Raw genomic sequence first — 16698 nt, 5'->3', positions numbered from 1 at the left:
CGCTACGAGGATTAAGTGTGTCGTTTGTGTATCGTGCAAAATCGCGTGAGAGAGAAGATAACAAAAACGCCGCTTAGAATGTTAAGCGGCGTTGTGCACGTGCCCCCGGTGAGACTCGAACTCACACTGCACAGATTTTGAGGCTGTTTCCTCTACCAATTGGGATACAGGGGCATCTTAAATTATCCGCGTTTTAACGCGACTTGATGACTATACCACATTTTGTAGAGTAATCAAATATACCGCGTGTTGCGCGTGCGGAAAAGTCGCTAGCAGCCGAGCACCAAAAACCCAAAGTAAAATCAAAATAAATAAATATAAATCAAAACAGAGTCAAAACAGAGTCAAAACAGAAATATTAATTTGCAAATTATTTAAGACTGGGTGTGTTGATGTAAGAATTTTGGTATAATTGCGACTTGCGCCTCTGTAGCTCAATGGATAGAGCAACGGCCTTCTAATCCGTTGGTTGCGCGTTCGAATCGCGTCGGGGGCACTTGTTTGATTTTCTGCTCTTGTATTATTTCGAAAGCATTTCGACAATATCTCATAAAAACAAGGAGCGCGCGTGGAAAAGCATAATGATAATGTAGCCGCAGCGATAATTCTGGCAGCAGGTGATGGGACGCGCATGCGTTCAACAACGCCGAAAGTATTGCATCCGTTCGCTGGAAAAACGTTCTTAAATCGCGTAATGAACGCAATGGCAGGCGTAAACCCTAAGGAGCTTGCTGTTGTAGTGCACGCTCAAGCGCAACGAGTGTCGGCAGCTGCGCAAAGCTACAATAACGCCGTGCGTATTGTGAACCAGGATGATAAGCCTGGAACGGGCAGGGCAGTGCAGTGCGCAATGCGAGATCTTAATGAAGCTTCAAAACAAGAATGTGGTAGTGCGCTTAAAGGTTCTGTGGTAATTGCGGCAAGTGATATGCCACTTTTAGACACGCAAACATTGCAATCATTAATTGATTTTCACAATAATCAAGGCAATGTAGCAACTGTTTTAACCGCTGTTTTAGACGATGCCACTGGCTACGGGCGAATTGTGCGAGAAGCAAATGGTGATGTGCTAAGAATTGTTGAACACAAAGATGCTAATGCAGGAGAGCTTGCGATTAAGGAAGTGAACACATCTGTGTATGTGTTCGATGCGGAAGTGCTTACAGACGCAATATCTAACCTTAATTCCAAGAACGCTCAAGGCGAATTCTATTTAACAGATGCGCTAGAGCACGCTCGCACAATGGGTCGAGTTGGAGCAATGGCAGCATCAGATTCGTTGAGAGTAGAAGGCGTAAATACACGCGTTCAATTAGCTGCGCTTGCAAAAGCATACAACAAGCGCGTTTGCGAAAAGTGGATGCTTGAAGGCGTAACGATTCTAGACCCTGAAACAACGTGGATTGAAGACGATGTTGTTTTGCAAGAAGACGTTACGGTACTTCCAGGGTGCTTCTTGCAAGGGCAAACGATTGTTAAAAGCGGTTCGGTTGTAGGACCATACACTACGCTTGTCGATGCGCAAGTAGATGAAGACGCGGTTGTGGAGCGCTCGCGTGTGCAGGAATCACATATTTGCCGCGCTGCAAACATTGGTCCGTGGACGTATTTGCGACCAGGAAATGTGCTTGGCGAGGAGAGCAAAGCGGGCGCGTTTGTGGAGATGAAGAAAGCGCATATTGGAAACGGCACTAAGGTTCCACACTTAAGCTACATGGGCGACGCTGATTTGGGAGAGCACACGAATATCGGCGGTGGTACAATTACAGCAAACTACGACGGTGTGCATAAGAATCACACGACTATTGGCTCTAACGCGCATGTTGGCGCAGGAAACCTGTTTGTAGCTCCCGTTACTGTTGGAGATGGAGTTACAACGGGTGCAGGATCTGTTGTGCGTCACGATGTTCCAGCGGATTCCATGGTGTATTCAGAAAATACGCAGCACGTTGTAGAAGGCTGGAAGCCAGCTTGGGAGCGTTAGTTCGATAGTTCGCTAGTTCGATAGTTAAGGAGAAACAATGGCAGCTTTAGAAAGCTCTGTTAACGCGATTAGGATTGCTGCGGCTGCAGCCGATAGGTTAAAAGCCACTAATATCCAAGCTTTTGACGTTAGCAATCTGCTTGGAATTACAGACGCAATGCTGGTTGTTTCTGCATCTAACGAGCGTCAAGTCTTAGCTGTTAGCGAAGAAATCGAAAAAGACTTGTACTTAAAAGACAATAAGCGTAAAGCTTTATCTCGAGAAGGCTTAGAACTAGCGCAGTGGATTTTGCTTGATTTTGGCGACTTTGTGGTTCATATTATGCACGAGGAAGCGCGCGAGTTTTATCGCCTTGAGCGCTTGTGGAATGATTGCCCTGCAATTGATTTGCAACTTCCAGAGCATGATGAGAGCGATGCACATGGCGATGATAGCGATGATGGCGATGATGTGCAAAATGGCGATCAAGAGTCTGAAAGGTAGCGCAAGATAATGGTGGATTTTGTTGAAAGCGCGACGCAAATTGCGCATAATGCAAATAAAAACAGCGCTCACGAGGGTATTGCGCGTTCTGTAATGCTTGTTCGCCACGGTCAGACGCCTTATAATGCTCAATTTAGACTTCAAGGCATGATTGATATTGCTTTAGATGAGTCTGGAATAGACCAGGTGACTCGCTCTGGTAAGGCTTTGCGTGTTCTTTTTGGAGCTTCCGACTTAGAAGACCCAAAGAATCCAAATAGCGAGGAGCACGTGCGCATTACTCCAGAAGAAGCAGACGCGAGTTTTGTTGCAATTGCTTCTCCGCTTATTCGCGCACAACAGACAGCTCATGCTTTTGCAGATAAGATTGAGCTTAATGTTCACGTTGAAAATGGTGTGCGCGAGCGCTTTTTTGGAGAGTGGGAAGGCCTTAATCGCCAGCAAATTAACGAAAAATGGCCTGAAGATTTTAAGTCATGGGTTGATGGCAAAGGTGGTGAACTCAACCACGGTGCAGAAACTAAGCAAGAAGTTGGCGAGCGCGCGGCGAAAGCTGTTGAGGATTGGGCGCGCAAAACTGGCTCGGATCGCGATTTGCTAGTGTTTTCGCACGGCTCTTGCCTATCTCAAACTGTTCATAAGCTTCTTGGATTAGACAAGGTAGATCCTTCTTATAAGACGATTGGTGGAATGGGAAACGGTCGTTGGGCGCGTTTAATTCCAAGTCTTAACGCGGATGGTTCAATCCATTGGCGTTTGGATGCTTACGATCAAGGCCCTGCAGCCGACCCTACAAGTCAGCGTCTTATTCGCATTTGGGGAGCGGCTTAAGTAGCTGTGTAATCTTTTCATTTTTCGCCGCTTATGTTCCAAAAACTACCGTTTAGCGGTTTTGTAAAGACAGACTATTTACAGTGCCGTATAGTCAAAATTACAAAACAAAAAGCTAGCAAAAGCTAAGAAAAGTTAGCAAAAGCTAGTAAACGCTAACGGTAGTATACGGAAGGGAGGCTTGATGAAGGTAACGATTGCTATTGTGCCGCCAGAAGAGGAGCAGCACGCTCAATTGTCAGTTCACAATATTGACGACAATCTTAAACGCATTATAGCCAATTTGCAAAGCATTGATTCTAAAAATGCAAAAGCAAGTAACACTGAAAATAATACTGTAAATGCGGAAAATAGCAACAATAATTCATTTATATATGGTTATATTAACGATTCGATTATTGTTATGCACGAGCCAGATGTGATTATGATTTGCGTAGAAAATTCGCGCGTAATCATCCACAGTGATAAAGGCGAGTGCGTTTCTTACAAGCGCCTAATGGATTTTGACAATCCGCAATTCGCGTCGTTTGTGCGCATATCTAAATCCGCAATCGTGAACTTGAATCGCATTGTTCGAGTAGATCCAGGATTCGGCGGAAGTATGAGCGTAAAAATGGACGACGGAAGCGTTGAGTGGATTAGTCGCAGATGCTTAGCAGGATTCAAAAAGCGCTTAGGAATGTAGTTTTAAGCGTAGTCAAATATAAAACTATCAAAAATTTTAATACTAATTTTTTAATACTTAAAAAGGAAATGATTATTATGGAAAAGCAAGTTACAACTTTAGGCAAAACAATGGCAAAAAACATTGTTATAGGCATTGGCATAGGGTGCACTATTTTTACTGCAATCAGTTTTGTATCTAGCCTGTTAGCGCATAGCGCAGTTGGAAACAGAATTGCATCTTATGCTGTAGCATCGTTTGTTATAGGCATAGGCTATGGAGTGTTCGCTATTTTTTGGTCGAATGAGCGTATGTCAAATCTCGCAAAATTCGTTTTTGCGCTAGTTCCACCAATTGCTATTCAATTTATTGTATCGGTGATTGTTGGGTGGATTTCATTCAAAGATGGGCCAGCTGTGATTTGCGGATGGATTGTATTCACTGTTATTTTCCCGATTGCGATTGCTGCAATAATTTATTACTTCGAGAAGAAGAAAGCGGAAGAAATGAACGCTAGGTTGCAAGCATTGCGTAAAGAAAACAAGTAAATTAGTGACAATTAAATAATCAAATAAAAATTAATCAAATAAAAATTGAGTGGTGTTCATCTTCGCCATTGAGGACGAACGCCACTCGATATTGTATTCCGCGTATTAGAGACCTAAAAATTCGGCGTTTTGTTAGATTTTTACTAAAAATTAGTATTTTGACTAATCTTTAGTAATTGTCTTTCCAGCATTAGCTCCAGAAGTCAAATCCTGAATCTCATTAATCTCCATAACAGGAACGGCAGCAGGCTTCTTTGTGCCCTTTTCTTCGGCAACGCGAACTTGCTCATTGTAAATCGCGTCATCCGTGTGAAGCGTAACAGTTCCGCGGAAGCGATAGCCCTTCTTTTCTGCCAAATTTGCAACTGCTACAACCAACTGGCTGCCATCTTGCAAGTTCTTAAAATGCTGACCTGCAGTGCGCTCATGGTAAGCAAGGTGATTATCGTCTAGAACAAACATTGACATCTTTGGTCCAAGATCAAGCTCGCCATCTTTGCTAATCGTTGCAATCCAAGCCAAATTGTTCTCAATAAAAGTCTTCATATCTTCACTAAGAGTTGCCATGTTGAGTCCTTTCTTCAACTGATTATTTTTTCAATCGCGCAATCATATGATTATGATTCAATCACATCTAAGATTACGCGCAATCCTGCATATAAAGGCTTAAAATTCGACAAGTTTTTGCAAAAACGCCTAAACTTGTGACATAAATCACCAATTGCACAAAGTGCAAACGTAATTTTCCGCACTTTGTACCATATTTGACCTAAATCACGTACAAAAAGCGGAAAATCGCTAACGCGCTACGCTTTAAGCGAAAAGGCAGGTCGTCGCGCAAGAAAAATCTCGAATCTCGGTGATAAAAACCACGCAAAAGTCCTAGCATGTAAGAGGGCTGGGTGATTCTTGGTCGAACAATATAAGAGCGGCAGCCGATACCAAATAATCCAATGATCAACCACTACAAACAAACCTCAACACAAAAACAAAATCAAAGACAAAACGGAACAACCGCAACTCTAGACTACACGTAATAGGCGGAGCGTTGTGAGACAAGAATTAGCCAGCCCTCTCACAATAGTAAACAGAGAATACCGTTCGCGCGGTCTAAGCGCGCTCACGTCTTCGCTTGCGTTGAAAGCACACTGTGCTTTCAACCTTAAGCAAGCTCAGCGCTCCGAATTACCTTTTCGCGCTACGCTTTAAGCGAAAAGGCAGGTCGTCGCGCATCAATCATTAATCGTAAATATTAAGGTAAAGTCGCAGTGTGTACAACCAATTCAGTTGTCAATTAGGAAATTTTCCGAAGGAACGCCGATAGGTTGTACTTTTCTTGTTTTTGTGGCTATTCTATAAAGTTTATAAGGCAATTTAGCTACCTTAAAGAAAAATTTAATGTTATAGACTTGTGATTTGCAAGAAATTGAGGGGAGTGACATGAGTGAAATAAATAGCGCGGTTCAACCAAGACAGAACAATCGAATTAACGTAAACTTCGCGCGAATCATGTTGCTCTTATGCGCCGCAATTTGGGGCGGAAGCTACGTCTCATCTAAATACGCTCTAGAGGTATTCCCACCTCAATGGCTTATGGGAGTTCGCATGCTTGGAGCGTGCATAATAATGGGCGCAGTCTTCTTTAAAACAATCCGCAAAAATTTTACTAAAAAGCTAATAATTCCTTCGCTTTTAACAGGTGTTACATACTACGCATCTTTAGTTACTCAAACAGAAGGATTAAGGTGGATAGACCCAGGTAGAAGTGCTTTTCTTACAGCCGCCTACTGTGTTATAGCGCCATTTTCAGCTTGGATGATTATTAGAAAAAAGCCAACGCTTTTAGGAATTATTGCAGCTCTAACATGCGTTGTGGGCGTTGGATTCGTTGCATTAAAGCCAGGATCTCTTGTTCTTACACTTTCTCACGGAGATGTTTTAACTCTTATTTGCGCGGCTGTTTTTGCGTTTAACTTAACATACTTAGCGTATTATTCTAGACAATACAATCCCGTTGCTTTAACATTCGGTCAGTTTAGTGTTTCTGGAGTTCTATTTTTGTGCGGAGCTGCAATAAGTGAGCCTTTGCCTAATTTTAATGCCGAAGATAATTGGATAACTATTACGAACATGTTCTATCTTATAGTGATAGTAACTGTTCTTGCGCAAATCATTCAAAACTATACTCTGATTTATCTTTCAACAGCTAACGCTTCCGTGATTATGTGCACAGAATGCTTATTTACATTGCTATTTTCTAGCATTCTATACAACGAGCGCGTAACAAGCGTTGCTTTTATTGGCTTTGCATTGATTTTTGCTGCGATTCTGCTTGCAAGTTTGGCAGAGCATATTGAGCTTATAAAAATCAAAAATAAGCAGAAAATTTCTGAAACAGAGTCTAAAGTTGCATCTGCAGCAGCATCTACAATTTAAATAGTTGTCAATTTGAATAGTAGTAAATAATAATTTTGTAAGGTGGTACTTGTGAAGAACTTCTTCAAAGGAATATCGTTTACGCAAGTGCTGGCTGGTTCTTTAGCAGCTGTTACAGCATTCCTTCTATCGTCAAAAATCGGTATAGCAGGATCAGTAATTGGTGTTGCAATAGGTTCGATTGTGTCTGCTGTAGCATCGCAACTTTATCAAAATGTTATTCACGCGTCTTCAAAAAAGATCCAGTCTTCTTCTGCATTAAAATCAGTTTCAAGCCATTATGCAGATGATGACACTAAAGTTGTAAATAATGCACGATTTATTGCATTAGAGGATGATATGCCAGAAGAATATGAGGTTCATGAAGCGAACGAACCTCGCAGAATAAAAACAGTTAGAAAAGTTATGGCTACTGCCTCTGGGCAAAATACTGATAATAGCGTTGATAACACAAGCATTATGGAATTGTCTTCATTAAGAAAGATGAAAGAAGAAGATAATTCGCTTTCGGAAGGAGATTCGGATTCTCTGCTTACGCTAACCGACGCAAAGCGTAGATTAGGCAACAATAGTGATTATGACTATGCAAAGCAGAAAAAATACGTGGATGATGAGTCAAGGTACAAACGACTTACTATTTTAGTTGCTGTTCTTAGCGCTCTTGCTGCGGTGATTATTACTGCTGGCATGGTTCTGTTGTTTACGCAAGGAAAAGGCACTGATAATTTAAACAATTTACCGCAGAATCCTGCGCAAAATAACAATCAGACTAATAGGGGAAATCAGACTCCTGAAAATAGTGAGAATAATCGTATTCAAAATCAGAATCAAGATTCAGGCAACTATTCTAAATCTAATGAAGACAATAAGAATGATGAGAATGGTTCGGATAAAAAACCGTCTGATAAAAAAGATGCGAATAATCATGAAGGAAACTCTTTAGATGATAAAAACTCTTCGAATAGTGGTGATTCAAAGGGTGCGGATGGATTAAACAATTCTGGATCTGACTCAAAATCTAGCGGATCTAAGGGTGATTCTTCACAAAACACAGATTCTGGATCGGCTTCGTCTCCTTCATCTCCTTCTTATTCTTCACCTAATGGTGCAGATGGTGGTACTTCTGTACAGCAGGGAGAATCTGGATCGCAACAATCATCGGGTAGTGGCGAATAATAGTTTTATGCGGCAAGAAATCCATATTTTTACAACAAAATTGAGGAGTTTACGACACGCCGAGTTTGGTTGGTAGCAAAATCTGTTGTATTCTATCAAAGGTTCGTTTGAGCCGCACAATTAAAAACGGGGCTATGGCGCAGCTGGTAGCGCATCTCCATGGCATGGAGGGGGTCGGGGGTTCGAATCCCCCTAGCTCCACGATTTGAAACGTCACTTCTAAGCGAGGTGGCGTTTTTTGTTATATTTCGATACGTATCCTATATACTTATAAGTCCTAGGTGCATAAACTTTATCGCATAAAATTTATATGCCGTAAATTGTTAAACAAAAGTCGAAAGTAAAAAGTCGAAACTAAAAACTAAAAGTCAAAAATAGAAAATAGAAAATAAAAGATAGAAAATCGGAGGGAAGATTTACATCATGCTAAGACGCTCTTGGAAAACAGTATGCAAAATAGCCAATAATGAGCGTACATCTGGGTTAATTATGCTCGGATTTGCTTTAGCTGGATTAATGCTTGCAAATTTGCCATTTACGTCTCCGATTTTTGAAGCTGTTTCTCACACTCAAATAGGAATTCCGTACACAAATATTCACATGTCGATTAGCCACTGGGTTCAAGACGGCTTGTTAACTATTTTCTTTCTTACAGTTGGTTTAGACTTAAAACACGAGCTTATTGCAGGATCGCTTAGAGACCCTCGCGCGGCAGCAATGCCAATGATTTGCGCGATTGGAGGTATGGTTGTTCCTCCTATTCTTTTTGCGGGAACTGTTACAATATTCTCGGAGTTGCACGCTGGTCAAGAGATTATGCGACTTACTTCTGGAGCGCTTCCGTCTTTAGACATGGTTCGCGCTGGCTGGGCTATTCCTACGGCAACAGATATAGCATTCTCGCTGGCTGTTCTTGCGCTTTTTGCTAAAACGCTTCCTAAAGCCTTGCGCGCATTTTTAATGACTCTGGCTACAGTAGACGATCTTCTTGGAATCGCATTAATCGCATTGTTCTTCTCTTCGCTTAACGCGTGGTATTGGTTTGTAGGCGTTGTTTTATGCGGATTAGTATGGACTATGCTTGTGCGATTAAAGCGCGTTCCATGGCCTGTTGTGGCTCTTGTTGGCTTGCTTGCGTGGGTTATGATGTATCAAGCTGGCGTTCACCCAACTCTTGCAGGCGTAATGGTTGGATTGCTAACTCCTGCGCATCTTGTTCACGGCGAAAAGTCGCTTAGAGCCGAAAGGTATCGACAGAAAATTCAGCCTTTGTCTTCTTTGTTTGCGCTGCCAGTTTTTGCGCTTTTTGCAACTGGAGTTCATTTTGAAACATTGACTTGGCAGCTGTTCTTGTCTCCAATACTAATTGCGATTACGATTGCGCTAGTTGTTGGAAAGCCACTTGGAATTATGATTACTGCTTGGTTTGCTAAGAAAGTTATTGGCTTGCGCGTTCCAGACGATTTGCGCGTTCGCGACCTTTTGCCTACAGCATGCGCGTGCGGAATTGGTTTTACTGTGTCTTTGCTAATCGCTTCTCTTGCGTACAGCGACGCGGATCTTTCGGGTGAAGCACGATTCGGAGTACTAGTGGCGTCTATTATTGCGGCTGCTGTTTCGGGATTTATGCTTGCAAAGCAATCGAATCATATGGAAGAAGAATTAGACGATATTGAAGAGTGACTTTAATGCGTTTATTTAACGCGATTACAAGATGACTAGAAAGTGACTAGAAAGTTCTAAAGGTGACTTATGGTTTCTAATAATAATTTAGGTAATTTAGGTAATTTAGATAGTTTAGATAATTCTGGTAAATCTGATAATCCAGATAATGCTTGCGACTTGCGCGCGCAAAGCGAACAGAATTCACCTTGGAAAGACACTTATTACAGCGGCGCCGTAATGATGCGCGGACCAATGATTCCTAAGGAAAGCACAACGGAAACGCTATTGCAACACGATTTGCCTAACGGAGATTTGCAAGATAATCATGCGTGGCAAGGACTTGACCCTTGGAGAGTTCTTAGAATACAAGCCGAATTTATTGATGGTTTCGACGCTTTGGCAAAACTTGGATTAGCTGTTAGCGTGTTTGGCTCTGCACGAATAAAGCCAGATGCGCCAGAATACAGTAGCGCTCGCATAATGGGCAAAGAGCTTGTAAAACGCGGTTTTGCGGTGATTACGGGCGGCGGACCTGGAATTATGGAAGCGGCAAATCGCGGAGCGGCAGAAGCTGGCGGAACAAGCGTGGGGCTAGGAATCGAATTGCCTCACGAGCAGGGCTTAAACCAATGGGTGAATCTTGGAATGCAATTTCGTTACTTTTTTGTTCGCAAAACAATGTTCCTAAAATATTCTTCGGGAATTATTGTGTGCCCAGGCGGTTTTGGCACAATGGACGAGCTTTTTGAGTCGCTTACGCTTGTTCAAACGCATAAGGTTTCTAAAATTCCTGTTGTTCTTTTCGGCAGCGAATATTGGAAAGGCCTTATGAATTGGATTGAAACTACAGTTAAAGAAAGAGGACTTATATCGTCTTTTGACCCTAGTTTGCTTGCGATTACAGACGACCCTCTAGAAGCTGTGCGAATCGCAACTGGAGACAAGTTTATTAATTAGTTTTGGCTAGTTTTCCTTCATTTTTCGCTCATTTATAAGCGTTGTAAGTTGCCAAATTTCTTCTCCAACGTCGATTCCGCGTGGGCATTGCCTGGAGCATGCTCGCACGGATTGGCACGCGCTTATGCCGTCGCTAGAATCCGCCAAGTCTAATCTTCGATTAGTGGCGTTATCTCTAGAATCGTTAATAAATCGCGCAGCATTTATAAGCGCTGCAGGCCCAATAAACGCTTCTCCGCCTGCATAGACTGGGCAAATTCCTTCACACACTCCGCACATTATGCAATTGCTTAAAAGCTCAAACTTTGCAAGCTGCTCTGGGTGCTGCAAAAACTCAATAATCGCAAGTTTTCCGCTGCTGTTTCTTGTTTGAACATCTTGCGCTTGCAAATATGGCTCGAGTCTTTTAAGCTGTGCAATCATTGGGGAAAGATCGCAAATAAGATCTCTTTGAATAGGAAAGCCTGAAAGTGGCGCAATCTCAATAATGCCAAAGCTTCCATTTTGGATTAAAGAAAGAGTTTCTTTAGATTGTGACTGCAGATTGTGATTTTCATCGGCTGTTGGTGTTGGTGTTGGTGTTGCGGAAGCTTGCGACTTTACGCTACCAGTTTTTCTAAAACCGCTTGATCTAACACCTTGAGTTTGTGTATTTTGCCTAGCGTTTTGGGCGATTGTGGCTGTGCAAAGTAAAGTGGGCATGCCGTTTACGTTTGCAGCATCCGATCCGCAAACGCCGTGACCGCAAGAGTATCTAAATGCCAAAGTGGGGTCTATTGTGCGCTTAATTTTAAGCAAGCAGTCTAAAATCGTGTCGTTTTTGCGCGAACGAATCGTATAATCTTGAATCCAATGTTTTCCGCTTAATGGTTTAGCTGGTAAATCGCCAGAATTTTGCGTTGAAAATGGGCTACTTTTGCGCTTTTTTGCAAAAGGGCTTTCTCTGTGCCTTCTAACTAAACCAGGGGAGTTAGTGGAGGCGATTGGTGCTGAATCGGTCGCTGAATCGGTGGCTGAATCGCCAGCAACCGCGGGGTCGCAAGTAACCGACGAATCGCAAGAATCGTCATTTGGCGTAAAACGAGATACGCGAAAAGTCACAAAAGCTTCATCGCTTGTAGTGCAATCTTGATTATTAGAATGCGCAAAGTTGCGTCTAAAATCGTCAACCATTTGCGCATACCTCCAATTCATATAATTCTAGTTTGCCATAATACTTGCACAGAAATACTTGAGCGAAAATGCAGAAGCAGAAATACTTGAGCGAATCACAGAAGTAGCAAAAATGTTGGCTGCGCCTAACGTTAGGCTTAAATTATGACAGATGCTTTGTTTTTGCTGGATACGAATAAAGACGATGCGCCCGTTCTTGCAAATGGGATTGAAGAAGGGTGGACTCTTAGCTTGCCTCAACACGTTAAAAGGCACGCAATAAGCGCAATGCGACTTTCGGATGGCGATTCGCTAGACCTTTCGGACGGCAAAGGAGTGCGAATTCACGCAACGATTACAGACAGCGAAAACGGCTTAGTTAGAGTAGATTCGTTCATAAAAGAACCAGCGCCAACAACCCGATTAACGCTTATTCAGGCTCTCGCAAAAACGGGTCACGACGAGCAAGCAATAGACATGGCTACCCAAATTGGTGTAGACGAAGTAATTCCTTGGTGCGCAAATAGGTCGATTTCAAAATGGAAGCCAGGGCGCACAGATAAGCGATGGAATCAAGTGCTTGAGGCTGCAACGGAGCAATCGCGCAGAGCGTGGATTCCACAGCTTTTAGAACCAGTTACAAGCAAGCAGATTCTAGCGATTTGTAGGCGTGCATGCGTTTATGGAAGCCTTGTAGTTGTTTTGCATCAAGACGCAACGGATTCTTTTAGTCAAATCGAAAACTACGTAAACGACTTAACGGAAAAATGCTTAAAAGATGGCAAAACGCGCACTGTTTATGTAGTTGTGGGGCCAGAAGGCGGAATTAGCGAAGAAGAAGTGCAAAGTTTTATAGACGCTGGCGCCAAAAGTTGCGTTTTAGGAAGCAATATTTTACGCGCATCTACAGCAGGGCCAGTATGTTTATCGTTGCTTTCTAGAGCACTTGGCAGGTATGAGTAGTAAGCAATCTTTGCAAGCTTTGTGCGTGTTTTGTGTAAAATAGTAAATGGTGTTCGGCAATAAGAATTGCAACAAGAATTGCAATAAGAATTATTGAAAAGTGGGCAAAATAATGGATAAAGCATGCAAAACATACAAAACTGACGACGATTGCATTTTTTGCAAGATAATTGATGGGCAAATCCCAAGCAGCAAAGTGTATGAAGACGATGAAGTAGTGGCTTTTAAAGATATTAATCCGCAAGCCAAGGTGCATGTTTTGATTGTTCCGCGCAATCATTACAAGAATGTTGCAGATCTTGCTCAAAATGATTCTGATGTTTTGGCTCATATTGCATGCGTTGCGCAAAAAATTGCAAACGACTTTTATAATGGCGATTATCGTCTTGTTTTCAACACTGGTTTGGGAGCTGGTCAAACCGTGTTCCATGTTCATGCTCATGTTTTAACAGGCGAAAAACTTGAAGAAGGTAGTTTATAAATCGTGTCAAATAGTACAACGCGTATTGTTCAAATTCCAAGCGAATTAAGCCCAGTTGCTGTTTTGGGAGCAGCAGATTCAAACTTAAGAGAGTTGGAGAAGGCTTTTCCAAGCATAGATATTTCCGTTCACGCGGATTGTGTGAGAATCGTATCTAGAAGCGCAAGAAGTGAAGAAGACGCTTGCAAAGCCGAACACGCGTTGCGCAAAATAGTTGATTGCGCTTACGAAGCTCCTGTTGATTCTTATGCTGTAAAACGCATGCTAGAAAGAGATGTGCTTAAAGGTAGCGAGCATAATGTGCGAATCGATAGAATTGGGCACAATGGCGGAGTTTTAGGCGGAGCGTTTAGCGGATTAAAGTCTTTTGGTACTGGAGCTGAATCTGGCTTTGGAACTGGCGCAATGGAAAGCGATTTTGCGCGCGGTTCTGCCGATTTAATGCCATCTAGTGAAGATGCTAAAAGGCGTGCAATGAGCAGAAAAGCGCGAATGGCTAAAGGTGTTATAACGTTTGCAGGAGGAAATCCTGTTCGCGCAAAAACAGCGGGTCAAACAGCTTATATTCAAGCAATGGAATCAAATACTGTAACGTTTGGAATTGGGCCTGCTGGTACTGGAAAAACGTATTTAGCGGTTGCTAAGGCTGTTAGAGCTTTAGAAGATGGGCGAGTGCGAAGAATAGTGTTGACGCGCCCTGCTGTAGAAGCTGGGGAAAATCTTGGATTCTTGCCTGGAACGCTAAACGACAAAGTAGACCCATATTTAAGGCCGCTTTACGACGCGCTTTCCGACATGTTGGGAGCGCCGCAACTTAAGCGATACATGGACGAGAACGTTGTGGAAGTGGCTCCGCTTGCATACATGAGAGGTCGCACGCTTAATGATGCTTTTGTTATTTTAGACGAAGCGCAAAATGCTACTGTTCAGCAGCTTAAGATGTTTTTGACGCGTCTTGGATTTAACACCACAATGGTGATTACAGGAGATAGAACGCAAGTTGATTTAGCGGTTCCAAAATCTGGATTAGCTTCGATTGAGAACGTGCTGAAAGACGTTAAAAGCATTGCGTTTGTTCACTTAAATGCGCAAGACGTTGTTAGGGCCGAGCTTGTTGGGCGAATCGTAGAAGCGTATGAAGCGTGGGAAAATCGCGAGGCTGATTTTAGGCGCGAGAAGGCTAGAAATAGGAAAAGTCTTGAATCGCCAGCAACCGAAGAATCGTCAGCAAACAACGAATCGCAAAGTCTTGAATCGCAAAGTCTTGAGAGGAATATCAAGTAATAATGAGTGTTGAAGTGATGAACGAAACCGTTTGGCAAATCGACCCAAAAATATTCTCCGACCTTGGAATGTGGGTTTTGCAACAAATGCGAGTAAGCGTTCAATCCGATTTGTCAATTACTTTTGTGGACCCAGAGCCAATCGCTAGTCTTCACGAAAAGTGGATGGACTTAGAAGGTCCTACAGACGTTATGAGCTTTCCAATGGACGAGCTGACTCCTGGAAGCGACGACAAAGTGAGTGAAGGAATGCTTGGAGACCTTGTGATTTGCCCGTGGGTGGCGGCTCAACAGGCAGCAGCGGCAGGGCATAGCACAATGGAAGAGATGCTATTGCTCACGATTCACGGAATGTTGCATTTGCTTGGATACGATCACACTACGCCTCAAGAAGAAAAGCAAATGTTTGGCTTGCAAAGGCAGCTTTTGCTAACGTTCTTTGCGGCTAGATCTGGCGAGCTTTACGATGCCACTTTGCCAGCTGGTGCCGTAAATGAGCTGGAAGAATACGAGAAAAATCATGCTAAATAACATTACAATTCCGCCGATTCCCGGTTTGCCTGCACATATGTGGGCTTGCTTGTGTGCGATTGCAATAGTCGCAGTTTTGCTTGTGTGGCTTTCGCTTGCAATGGCGGCGGCGGAAGGGGCTGTGCCAAGAGTTACAAGGTCTAGTCTTAATAATCTTATGATTGAAGAGCAAACGAACGATAACGAAAGTCAAGTCGTTCGCTTGAGGAAGCTTGCTAGAATTCGCAGAGCAAAAAAGCTTATAGCAGATAGGTATGCTACGAGCGGAGCGTGCGCATTTGTGCGAATCGTGTGTAACGTGTTGGACGGCGTGGCTTTTTCTGCAATCGCGGCGACTCTTGGTGCGCCTCTTTGGTTAACGCTATTAATCGGGCTAATAGTTGCAATGATTGTTGCAATTGTTTCTGTTCTTGTGCGGCCAAGAGCAGTGGGAGCGGCTCAGCCAGTTTTTAAGCTGATGCGCTTGTCTAGAATAATTTCGATTGCTGTTTTTATGAATCCGTTTGCAAAAATCGCAAGTCGTGGAGATTCGCAAAATCAAAGCCAAAATCATAAGAAGAATGCTGCTCTTTCCGACGATGAAGAGTTGGAAAATATTCAATTAGATCAAGCTAAAGCGAGTATCGATAGGCTTGTGGAAGCAAACGATTTTGACCCAGAAGTTTCAGAGATGATGCGCAACGTGCTTACGCTTTCCGACACGTTAACGCGCGAAATCATGGTTCCGCGAACCGATATGATTTGTGTTAAAAACGACGAAACGCTGGAAAATTTCCTAAAATTGTGCTCAAGATCTGGATTTTCTCGCGTGCCTATAATTGGCGAGTCGGTTGACGATTTGGAAGGAATCGCGTATTTAAAGGATGCTGTGCGCGCAACCGTGTTTAATCCAGCAGCATCTGAGCGCGCAGTTTCTACGATTAGTCGAAGCCCAATGCTTGTACCAGAGTCCAAGCCAGTGGATGATTTATTCCACGAAATGCAGCGAATCCGACAACATGTTGCCGTTGTTGTAGACGAATATGGCGGAATTGCAGGGCTTGTTACGATTGAAGACGCGATTGAGCAAATTGTTGGAGAGCTAGAAGACGAGCACGATCGCACTCAGCACGCGGATCCGCAAGAGGTGAGTAAGGGTGTGTGGAAAATGCCTGCGCGCACGCCTATCGCCGATTTGGAAGATATTTTTGAAGTGCATATAGACGAAGACGATGTAGACACTGTGTTTGGGTTGCTTACCAAGTTGCTTGGAAACGTGCCGATTGTTGGGTCGAGTGCTGTGACTCGCGGTCTTAAGCTAACCGCGGTTGATTCTGCTGGGCGGCGCAAGAAAGTCTCCACGATTCTTGTTGAGCGAGATATTCAAGGACTTAAAGATATTCAAGGTCTCAAAGAAGAAGACGATAGTGGAAAGAGCGGCGGAAAGAGTGATAGCAAGACTGATGGGAAAAACGATGGAAAGACTGATGGAAAAAATGGCGATAAAGATAGTAGTAAAGATAGCGAATCATCGCAAGTTGATGGCGATAAATAGTGTTGAATT

Annotated in this window: 16 protein-coding genes and 3 tRNA genes; 16 read left to right on the top strand and 3 right to left on the bottom strand. The window is 43.1% G+C overall.

The features are described 5' to 3' along the window. Positions 1-100: 100 nt before the first annotated feature. A tRNA-Leu gene (locus HXT25_RS00360) sits at positions 101-174 on the bottom strand. A gap of 249 nt (positions 175-423) precedes the next feature. Here HXT25_RS00360 and HXT25_RS00355 point away from each other — a divergent pair. The 6 genes from HXT25_RS00355 to HXT25_RS00330 all read left to right on the top strand — a co-directional run bounded on the left by HXT25_RS00355 (position 424) and on the right by HXT25_RS00330 (position 4511). Next, positions 424-496: transfer RNA gene (locus HXT25_RS00355), tRNA-Arg, on the top strand. Between the two features lie 72 nt (positions 497-568). Continuing rightward, complete coding sequence (gene glmU, locus HXT25_RS00350; protein ID WP_116437739.1) at positions 569-1984, top strand: bifunctional UDP-N-acetylglucosamine diphosphorylase/glucosamine-1-phosphate N-acetyltransferase GlmU; 1416 nt, start codon at positions 569-571, stop codon at positions 1982-1984. Positions 1985-2021: 37 nt separating this feature from the next. Next, the gene (gene rsfS, locus HXT25_RS00345) at positions 2022-2468 is read left to right on the top strand and encodes a ribosome silencing factor (protein WP_004113136.1); all 447 of its coding nucleotides are present in this window, start codon (positions 2022-2024) and stop codon (positions 2466-2468) included. Between the two features lie 9 nt (positions 2469-2477). Next, positions 2478-3299 carry a histidine phosphatase family protein gene (locus HXT25_RS00340; protein ID WP_009993488.1) on the top strand — a complete coding sequence of 274 codons (822 nt, stop codon included), beginning with the start codon at positions 2478-2480 and terminating at the stop codon, positions 3297-3299. 184 nt (positions 3300-3483) lie between these two features. After that, entirely contained in the window at positions 3484-3984 is a 501-nt protein-coding gene (locus HXT25_RS00335; protein WP_004113132.1) for a LytTR family DNA-binding domain-containing protein, read from the top strand. 77 nt (positions 3985-4061) lie between these two features. Continuing rightward, positions 4062-4511, top strand: coding sequence for a DUF3021 family protein (locus HXT25_RS00330; protein WP_004114854.1), 450 nt, complete (start codon positions 4062-4064; stop codon positions 4509-4511). A 162-nt stretch (positions 4512-4673) separates the two neighbouring features. On the opposite strand, the gene HXT25_RS00325 is transcribed toward HXT25_RS00330, so the two are convergent. Beyond that, positions 4674-5078: a pyridoxamine 5'-phosphate oxidase family protein gene (locus HXT25_RS00325; protein ID WP_004113128.1), complete on the bottom strand. Its 405-nt coding sequence runs from the start codon at positions 5076-5078 to the stop codon at positions 4674-4676. Between the two features lie 873 nt (positions 5079-5951). Here HXT25_RS00325 and HXT25_RS00320 point away from each other — a divergent pair. The 5 genes from HXT25_RS00320 (at position 5952) to HXT25_RS00300 (ending at position 10745) form a co-directional block, all read left to right on the top strand. Beyond that, a complete protein-coding gene (locus tag HXT25_RS00320; protein WP_004114856.1) occupies positions 5952-6947 on the top strand; it encodes a DMT family transporter in 996 nt (331 codons plus the stop codon). A gap of 51 nt (positions 6948-6998) precedes the next feature. Then, positions 6999-8123, top strand: a complete 1125-nt coding sequence (locus HXT25_RS00315; protein ID WP_421780025.1) for a hypothetical protein — start codon at positions 6999-7001, stop codon at positions 8121-8123. 128 nt (positions 8124-8251) lie between these two features. After that, a tRNA-Ala gene (locus HXT25_RS00310) sits at positions 8252-8324 on the top strand. Between the two features lie 222 nt (positions 8325-8546). Beyond that, positions 8547-9806, top strand: a complete 1260-nt coding sequence (locus tag HXT25_RS00305; protein ID WP_004114860.1) for a Na+/H+ antiporter NhaA — start codon at positions 8547-8549, stop codon at positions 9804-9806. Positions 9807-9875: 69 nt separating this feature from the next. After that, a complete protein-coding gene (locus HXT25_RS00300) occupies positions 9876-10745 on the top strand; it encodes a TIGR00730 family Rossman fold protein (RefSeq protein WP_422118551.1) in 870 nt (289 codons plus the stop codon). 6 nt (positions 10746-10751) lie between these two features. Here the strand turns inward: HXT25_RS00300 and HXT25_RS00295 are convergent, their stop codons facing one another. After that, entirely contained in the window at positions 10752-11918 is a 1167-nt protein-coding gene (locus HXT25_RS00295; protein WP_246943412.1) for a succinate dehydrogenase/fumarate reductase iron-sulfur subunit, read from the bottom strand. 144 nt (positions 11919-12062) lie between these two features. Between HXT25_RS00295 and HXT25_RS00290 the strand changes: the two genes are divergently transcribed. The 5 genes from HXT25_RS00290 (at position 12063) to HXT25_RS00270 (ending at position 16689) form a co-directional block, all read left to right on the top strand. Beyond that, positions 12063-12860: a 16S rRNA (uracil(1498)-N(3))-methyltransferase gene (locus HXT25_RS00290; protein WP_004114863.1), complete on the top strand. Its 798-nt coding sequence runs from the start codon at positions 12063-12065 to the stop codon at positions 12858-12860. A gap of 112 nt (positions 12861-12972) precedes the next feature. Then, positions 12973-13341, top strand: coding sequence for a histidine triad nucleotide-binding protein (locus HXT25_RS00285; protein WP_004114864.1), 369 nt, complete (start codon positions 12973-12975; stop codon positions 13339-13341). A gap of 3 nt (positions 13342-13344) precedes the next feature. Continuing rightward, positions 13345-14625: a PhoH family protein gene (locus HXT25_RS00280; protein WP_422118550.1), complete on the top strand. Its 1281-nt coding sequence runs from the start codon at positions 13345-13347 to the stop codon at positions 14623-14625. 2 nt (positions 14626-14627) lie between these two features. Next, positions 14628-15155 carry an rRNA maturation RNase YbeY gene (gene ybeY / locus HXT25_RS00275; protein ID WP_004114866.1) on the top strand — a complete coding sequence of 176 codons (528 nt, stop codon included), beginning with the start codon at positions 14628-14630 and terminating at the stop codon, positions 15153-15155. After that, complete coding sequence (locus HXT25_RS00270; RefSeq protein ID WP_422118549.1) at positions 15145-16689, top strand: hemolysin family protein; 1545 nt, start codon at positions 15145-15147, stop codon at positions 16687-16689. Before ybeY ends, HXT25_RS00270 begins: the two co-directional genes overlap by 11 nt. Positions 16690-16698: the final 9 nt, after the last annotated feature.

Source organism: Gardnerella sp. DNF00476 (genome assembly GCF_049262735.1).
GTDB lineage: Bacteria > Actinomycetota > Actinomycetes > Actinomycetales > Bifidobacteriaceae > Bifidobacterium > Bifidobacterium vaginale.
The sequence above is the reverse complement of the archived record's forward strand: the minus strand, read 5'-3'. Positions and strand labels throughout refer to the sequence as shown.